Source organism: Paracoccus hibiscisoli (assembly GCF_005048265.1).
Classification (GTDB): Bacteria; Pseudomonadota; Alphaproteobacteria; order Rhodobacterales; family Rhodobacteraceae; genus Paracoccus; species Paracoccus hibiscisoli.
The window spans coordinates 1-6,204 of sequence record NZ_SUNH01000059.1 but is presented as its reverse complement, the minus strand read 5'-3'; the positions used below and the strand labels follow the sequence as shown (position 1 = coordinate 6,204).

General features: G+C 64.7%; 4 protein-coding genes and 2 pseudogenes. 3 read left to right on the top strand and 3 right to left on the bottom strand.

Going from position 1 to position 6,204, the window contains the following annotated elements:
* Window positions 1-496: 496 nt before the first annotated feature.
* The 3 genes and pseudogenes from FA740_RS18925 to FA740_RS18915 form a co-directional block, all read right to left on the bottom strand.
* Window positions 497-1,696: an IS91 family transposase gene (locus FA740_RS18925; RefSeq protein WP_136858356.1), complete on the bottom strand. Its 1,200-nt coding sequence runs from the start codon at window positions 1,694-1,696 to the stop codon at window positions 497-499.
* A 12-nt stretch (window positions 1,697-1,708) separates the two neighbouring features.
* A pseudogene (locus tag FA740_RS18920) lies at window positions 1,709-2,595 on the bottom strand (tyrosine-type recombinase/integrase).
* Between the two features lie 147 nt (window positions 2,596-2,742).
* Entirely contained in the window at window positions 2,743-3,651 is a 909-nt protein-coding gene (locus FA740_RS18915; RefSeq protein ID WP_136858355.1) for a LysR family transcriptional regulator, read from the bottom strand.
* 98 nt (window positions 3,652-3,749) lie between these two features.
* Between FA740_RS18915 and FA740_RS18910 the strand changes: the two genes are divergently transcribed.
* The 3 genes and pseudogenes from FA740_RS18910 to FA740_RS18900 form a co-directional block, all read left to right on the top strand.
* Entirely contained in the window at window positions 3,750-4,070 is a 321-nt protein-coding gene (locus tag FA740_RS18910; protein WP_136858354.1) for a nuclear transport factor 2 family protein, read from the top strand.
* Window positions 4,070-4,846 carry an SDR family oxidoreductase gene (locus tag FA740_RS18905; protein WP_136858353.1) on the top strand — a complete coding sequence of 259 codons (777 nt, stop codon included), beginning with the start codon at window positions 4,070-4,072 and terminating at the stop codon, window positions 4,844-4,846. The genes FA740_RS18910 and FA740_RS18905 overlap by 1 nt, the downstream gene beginning before the upstream one ends.
* A 158-nt stretch (window positions 4,847-5,004) precedes the next feature.
* Window positions 5,005-6,204, top strand: a pseudogene (locus FA740_RS18900) (IS1182 family transposase); the annotation flags it as partial.

Genomic DNA, 6,204 nt, shown 5'->3' with positions numbered 1-6,204 from the left:
TCCGCGTCGCGCTCATGAACCGCATCAACGCACTCGGCACCCCCGAAATCGAGCGCGTGGAATGAGCTTAATGGGGTAAGCGGGAGCCCCGCTTCAACGCCCAGTTCTGAAACAATGCCGTTGCGATTGCCAACAATTGTCCGCGATGGTGAAGGTATGGTGAAGGTTTTCTGACGGGGGTCGGGGCGGAACGGTGCTCACTTGCGCGGCCACGACCCGCGTTGGAAAACCTCCCAAGGAGGAAACCGCGGGGGTCTTGGATCATCCTATGGGGAAAGAGTGCAGACGGTTGGGGCGGCGCCTGTGTCAGGGGTTCGGCTCAAGGTGCGCATGACGGCTGAGACGGTCACTGATGCGGCCGAATATACCGGCGTTGCTGTGCATATTGCCCTTCCTGCCGTCGGTTTTCGCACTGAGGAGCGATATGCGCCTACGGGCTTGGCCGGGTCTGCGGGGTGCAGCCGGTGGTGTTGTCTGGCATCTGACAGGCGGTGTGTCATGCGGCTTGGTCCCTCGGAGGTGCTCGTGATGACGGCTTTTGCCCGCGCCGGAAGATTTCGACGATGCGCATTGGGCTGCCGCAGCAGGGACATGGTTCGCGCAGGGTGAGTGGTGCGATCTCGGCTTGTGGTTCTGGCGCAGGGGGCTGTTCAGGCTTCTGGACGCGGAGCAAGCTGCGGATCTTCGTGATGTTGGCCTTGCGAACCGAGTTGGCCAGCACGCCATAATGCCGGATACGGTGAAACCCGTCAGGCAGAACGTGGATCAGGAAGCGGCGGATGAACTCGGGCGTCGCCAGCCGCATGATCTTTTGCCGGTCGCCGGACTTGATGCGGTAATCCTTCCATCGGAACGCGACGGTCTCGGCGTCCGCGCTGATCAGGCGGGTATTGGAGATGGCGACGCGGTGGGTGTAGCGGCTGAGGTAGGCCAGCACGGTCTCGGGGCCGCCGAAGGGCGGTTTCGCATCAACAACCCATCCGGATTTGCGGAACGGCGCGAGCCACTGCGCGAAGGTGTCAGCATCGGCTAGCACGGCCAGATCGCCGAAGAATGCCAGCTGACCAGTCCGGTGCAGATCCTTCAGCCCGTTCAGGAACAGGCGTCGGAACAGCCGCGACAGAACCCGCACGTGCGGGAAGAACCCGGGGCGGCAGGCAACCCAGCTGGCGCCATCCGGCGACAGGCGGCCGCCCGGGACGATCATGTGGATGTGCGGATGATGTGTCAGCGCCGTTCCCCAGCTGTGCAAAACGCTGGTCATGCCCACCCGCGCGCCCATGCGCTTGGGATCGGCCGCGATGGTCATCACCGTTTCCGCCGAAGCCTTGAACAGCAGCCCGTAGACCGCCCGCTTGTTCCAGTAGGAGATCTGCGCGATCTCGGCCGGCAGAGTGAAGACGACGTGGAAATATTCCACGGGCAGAAGATCCTCGGCACGCGCCTCCATCCAGTCGCGCGCCGCCGGTCCTTGGCACTTCGGGCAGTGCTTGTTTTTGCAGGAATTGTAGCTGATGTGATGATGGCCGCATTTGGCACAGCCTGCTACATGCCCGCCGAGCGCCTCGGTTCGGCAGGCCTCGATAGCCGACATCACCTTGAGCTGGGAGAGGCTGACATGCCCCGCATTGGCCTGCCGCCACGCAGGACCATGGACACGGACGATGTCAGCGATCTCCAGCTCTGACCGGGACACCCCGGTGCCAGGTCACTCCAGGCTTCGCTTCACCGTCTGATCCTGTAAATCGGCCAGCATCTCGTAGGGACTGACGGTGTCGCGGATCGTCTTGGTGGCCACGTGGGTATATCGGGCGGTGGTCGTCAGCTTGGCGTGGCCCAGCAGCACCTGGATTACCCGCACGTCCGTGTTGGCCTCCAGAAGGTGGGTGGCAAAGCTGTGCCGCAACGTGTGCAAGGTCGCAGGCTTTTTGACCCCGGCCATGTGCCTGGCCGAGGTGAAGGCGCGGTTCAGCTGTCTTGGTGAGATCGGGTTGATCCTGGGCTTGCCGGGAAACAGCCAGCCCTCTGGCCGTGCCTCGCGCCACCAGGCACGCAGCAACTCCAGCAAGCCGGGCGACAGCATCACCTTGCGGTCCTTCTGACCCTTGCCCAGTTCCACATGGATCAGCATCCGGTCGCTGTCGATGTCGCCGATCTTGAGGTTGCAGACCTCGGCGGCCCTGAGCCCGGCCCCATAGGAAATGCTGAGGGCTGCGCGATACTTCAGCCCCGGCCCGGGCGCTGCCATCAGAATGTCGGACACTTCCTCGACGCTGAAGACCACAGGCAGCTTGCGCGGCTCGGTGCGGAATTGCATGTAGCGCTTCATCTCCTCCCGCCCGCAGGTCATGCCGAAAAAGAAGCGCAGTGCCACGATACGCGTGTTGAATGTCGACGGGGTGACCCCGGTGTCGGTCATGTGCAGCTAATAGCCACGCAGATCCTCCGGCATCGTCGTGTGGGTGATCGCCCCAGGAAGGCCGTGAAATCCTTGATCGCCCGGATGTGCGACTTCTGCCCCTTGTCGCCCATCCCACGAATGCGCATGTCTTCGATCATCCGCTGACGAAGCGGGCTAATTCTCTCCTCTGTCATGGAAGCCTCTTGTCTGATGATTGAGAAGGCCTCAATCGTCAGGCAGGACAGCCAGATCGCAAAATGATCGCGGTTACGGGTAACTCACCCCATCAGCCAAAAGCGCCAATGCCACGGAGCGGCTTCGTCCTCGGGCCGTTCTCTGGCTCATCTGCCGATCGTCGCAGCTCGGGCAGCCGCTTCTCTTGCCATGGCGAGGAACGCCGCAAATCCCGCTGATGGGTTGCGCCTGCCGGGGTAGTATAGGCTGAACCCCGGGCGGGGCGGAGTCCAGTTGACCAGCAAGCGGGTCAGCCGCCCTGCGGCGATGTCATCCGCCACGTCCTGCTCGATGAAGAACCCGATGCCGACGCCGTCCAGGACGGCTGTGCGCGCGATGGCGGCTTCGTCCAGGGTCAGGCGGCCCTGCGCCTCGATCTGGACCGCCTCTCCGTCACGCTCGAAGGTCCAGCGGAACAGCGCGCCGTTCGGCAATCGCACACGAAGGCAATCCTTCAGCGGCAGGTCTGCCGGGGTCAGAGGCAGGCCATTCGCCGCGACCCAGTCCGGAGAGGCCACAACGGCATAGCGCTGCGGTTTTCCCAAGGGCAGCGCGATCATGTTACGGGGCACCAGATCGGCGGGGCGGAGGCCCAGATCGAACCCCTCGGCCACGATGTCGACCAGACGGCCTTCGGTCACCAGATCCACGTGCATGTCGGGGTATCGGCGCAGGAACGCCATGACCAGCGGCGCAATCTCTCGTCCCGCTTGGACCGAGGCGTTGATCCGCAACAGCCCCGAGGGCGTCTGGCGATGCGACTGCACCACCTCCATCGCGCTGCGGATCTCGGCCACGGCGGGGGCGATGCGATCGACGAAGGCGCGCCCGGCATCGCTCAGCGACACGCTGCGCGTGGTGCGGTTGAAGAGGCGCACGCCAAGGCTGGCCTCCAGCCGTGCGATGCTGTGCGACAACGCGGTGGTCGACATGCCCAGATCCAGCGCCGCCGCCCGGAACGATCCGCGCCGCGCGATGGCCAGAACCGCCTCCAGCGCTTTCAACCCATGGTCCATCGTCCCGATCCTGTCATCGTCAGATGCCGATTTATCCCGGTTATCAGCATGCCGGTCCAGCGCTATGTTGATGGGATCAGAAGCGAAAGGACCGATCCATGCAGCTGCCCCGCCCCATCCAGACCTACTTCACCGCCCGCGCGCCGCAGGACGGCGACGCCCTTGCTGCGGCTTTTGCCCCGAATGCCATCGTCCATGACGAGGGCCACGACCATCGGGGCCCGCAGGCGATCCGCGCGTGGTGGTTGGCCGCCAAGGCCAAATATCGCCACCACGCACGGCCGATCGACGTGACCGACACGGCAGGAAGGACTGTCGTCCGGGCGACCGTGACCGGAGATTTCCCCGGCAGCCCTGCGGTGCTGACCTTTACCTTCGGTCTTGCCGGTGACCACATCACCGATCTGGGGATCGGGTGATGTCGGATTTCCTGACGCTGAAGGGCAAGCGCGCCCTGATCACCGGCGGCACGCAGGGCGCGGGTGCGGCCACCGTGGCGCTGTTCCGCGACCTGGGCGCGCAGGTTCTGACCACGGCGCGCAAGCCTGTCGACCTGCCGGACGCGCTGTTCGTCGCCGCCGATCTGACCACTCCCGAGGGGTGTGACACCGTCGCCAAGGCTGTGCATGACCGGATGGGCGGCGTTGACATCATCGTCCACATGCTGGGCGGCTCCTCCGCCCCCGGCGGCGGCTTCGCGGCCTTGGGCGATGCGGAATGGCAGGCTGAGCTGGCTTTGAACCTGCTGCCCGCCCTGCGGCTGGATCGGGCGCTGGTGCCCGCCATGATCGCGCAGGGCGCAGGGGTAGTGGTCCATGTCACCTCGATCCAGGCCCGCCTGCCGCTGCCCGAGGCGACCACCGCCTATGCCGCGGCCAAGGCCGCGCTGTCGGTCTACAGCAAGAGCCTGGCCAAGGAGGTCTCACCCAAGGGCGTGCGCGTGGTCCGCGTGGCGCCCGGCTGGATCGAGACCGAGGCCTCGGTCCGACTGACCGAACGCGTGGCCGCCGAGGCAGGCACGGACATCGACGGAGGCCGCCGGATCATCATGGACAGCCTCGGCGGCATCCCCATCGGTCGACCGTCGACACCGGACGAGATCGCGAACCTGATCGCTTTTCTGGCGTCCGACCGTGCCGCTTCGATCAGCGGCACGGAATATGTGATCGATGGAGGGACGGTGCCTACGGCCTAGCGACCGCTGCATCCTGTTGTTCGCTGCTAACAGCACGAATGTCCGGTCTGGAGAAAATGCGAGGCTGCAACTGACGCGGGGTGACCGCCAGCTATGGGCCGAGCCTGTGTCAAAACCCGACGACATGGTATGCTTTCCTGACATTGGGAGGGCAGCCCATGACCGGTTTCATCGAAGGTGTGCAGCGCAGCCAGAGGTTGCTGTTCCCTGATCGGCTCGACGATTGCATCGGTGAGGATGACCTTGTCCGCGTTGTTGATTTGTTTGTCGATGAGCTTGATCTGTTTGGCCTCGGGTTCAACCGCGCCATGGCTGCAAGGACGGGGCGGCCGGGTTATCATCCGGCCACGCTGCTGAAGCTCTTCATCTACGGCTACCTGAACCGCATCCCCTCCAGCCGGCGGCTCGAGCGCGAGGCCGGGCGCAATGTCGAGGTGATGTGGCTGACGGGGCGGCTTGTGCCCGACCACAAGACGATCGCGGAGTTCCGGCGCACGAACGGCGATGCCGTCCGCAAGACCTGCGCGCAATTCGTCGAGCTGTGCCGTCGGATCGGCGTGCTGAAGGGCGACTGCGTTGCCATCGACGGCAAGCCAAGTTCAAGGCGGTGAACAATGAGGCCGCGAACGCCATTGGTCCGAGAGAGCGGCCGAATGACAGGAACTTTACCAAAGGCAAGACCGCCAGTCGGCTGGCGCATCTGGAGGGCGATGTCGAACGCTGCATCGACAAGATGGTGCGCATCGACCGTCAGGAGGAAGGTGAGGCGCGGACCGAGCGGGTGCAGCACCTCGGCCACCGCTGCGGCCGCATCCGGCAAGAAATCGCCCGGCTGAAGGCGATGGACAAGGCCTTGGCCGAAGCGCCGGACGGACAGATTTCCCTGACAGTTCCTGATGCCCGCGCCATGGCGACCAGCGCCAGGCACAGCGGCATGGTCGGTTACAACGTCCAGAGCGCCGTCGATACTGAGACCCACCTGATCGTCGCTCACGAGGTCACCAACCAGGGTTTCGACCGCAGTCAACTTAGCCCGATGGCGGTCGCCGCCAAGGAGGCGCTCGGGCGCGATGAACTGCATGCCATCGCCGACAAGGGCTATTTCAGCGGTCCCGAGATCCTGGCCTGCCAAGAGGCCGGGATCACCACGACCGTGCCGCGCCCGGCCACGTCGGGCAACGCGGCCAAAGGGATGTATGTGAAGGCCGACTTCACCTACGACGCCGAGCGCGATGTCTACATCTGCCCTGCCGGTGAGGAGCTGACCTATCGCAGCACCCGCGAAGAGCGCGGCGTTCATGTGCGGCGCTACTGGGTGAACGGATGCCAGACCTGCCCGCTGCACAGCCGATGCACCA

Coding starts and splice junctions, on each gene's coding strand:
- FA740_RS18915 (WP_136858355.1), bottom strand. CDS start 3,651: ATGGACCATGGGTTGAAAGCGCTGGAGGCGGTTCTGGCCATCGCGCGG.
- FA740_RS18910 (WP_136858354.1), top strand. CDS start 3,750: ATGCAGCTGCCCCGCCCCATCCAGACCTACTTCACCGCCCGCGCGCCG.
- FA740_RS18905 (WP_136858353.1), top strand. CDS start 4,070: ATGTCGGATTTCCTGACGCTGAAGGGCAAGCGCGCCCTGATCACCGGC.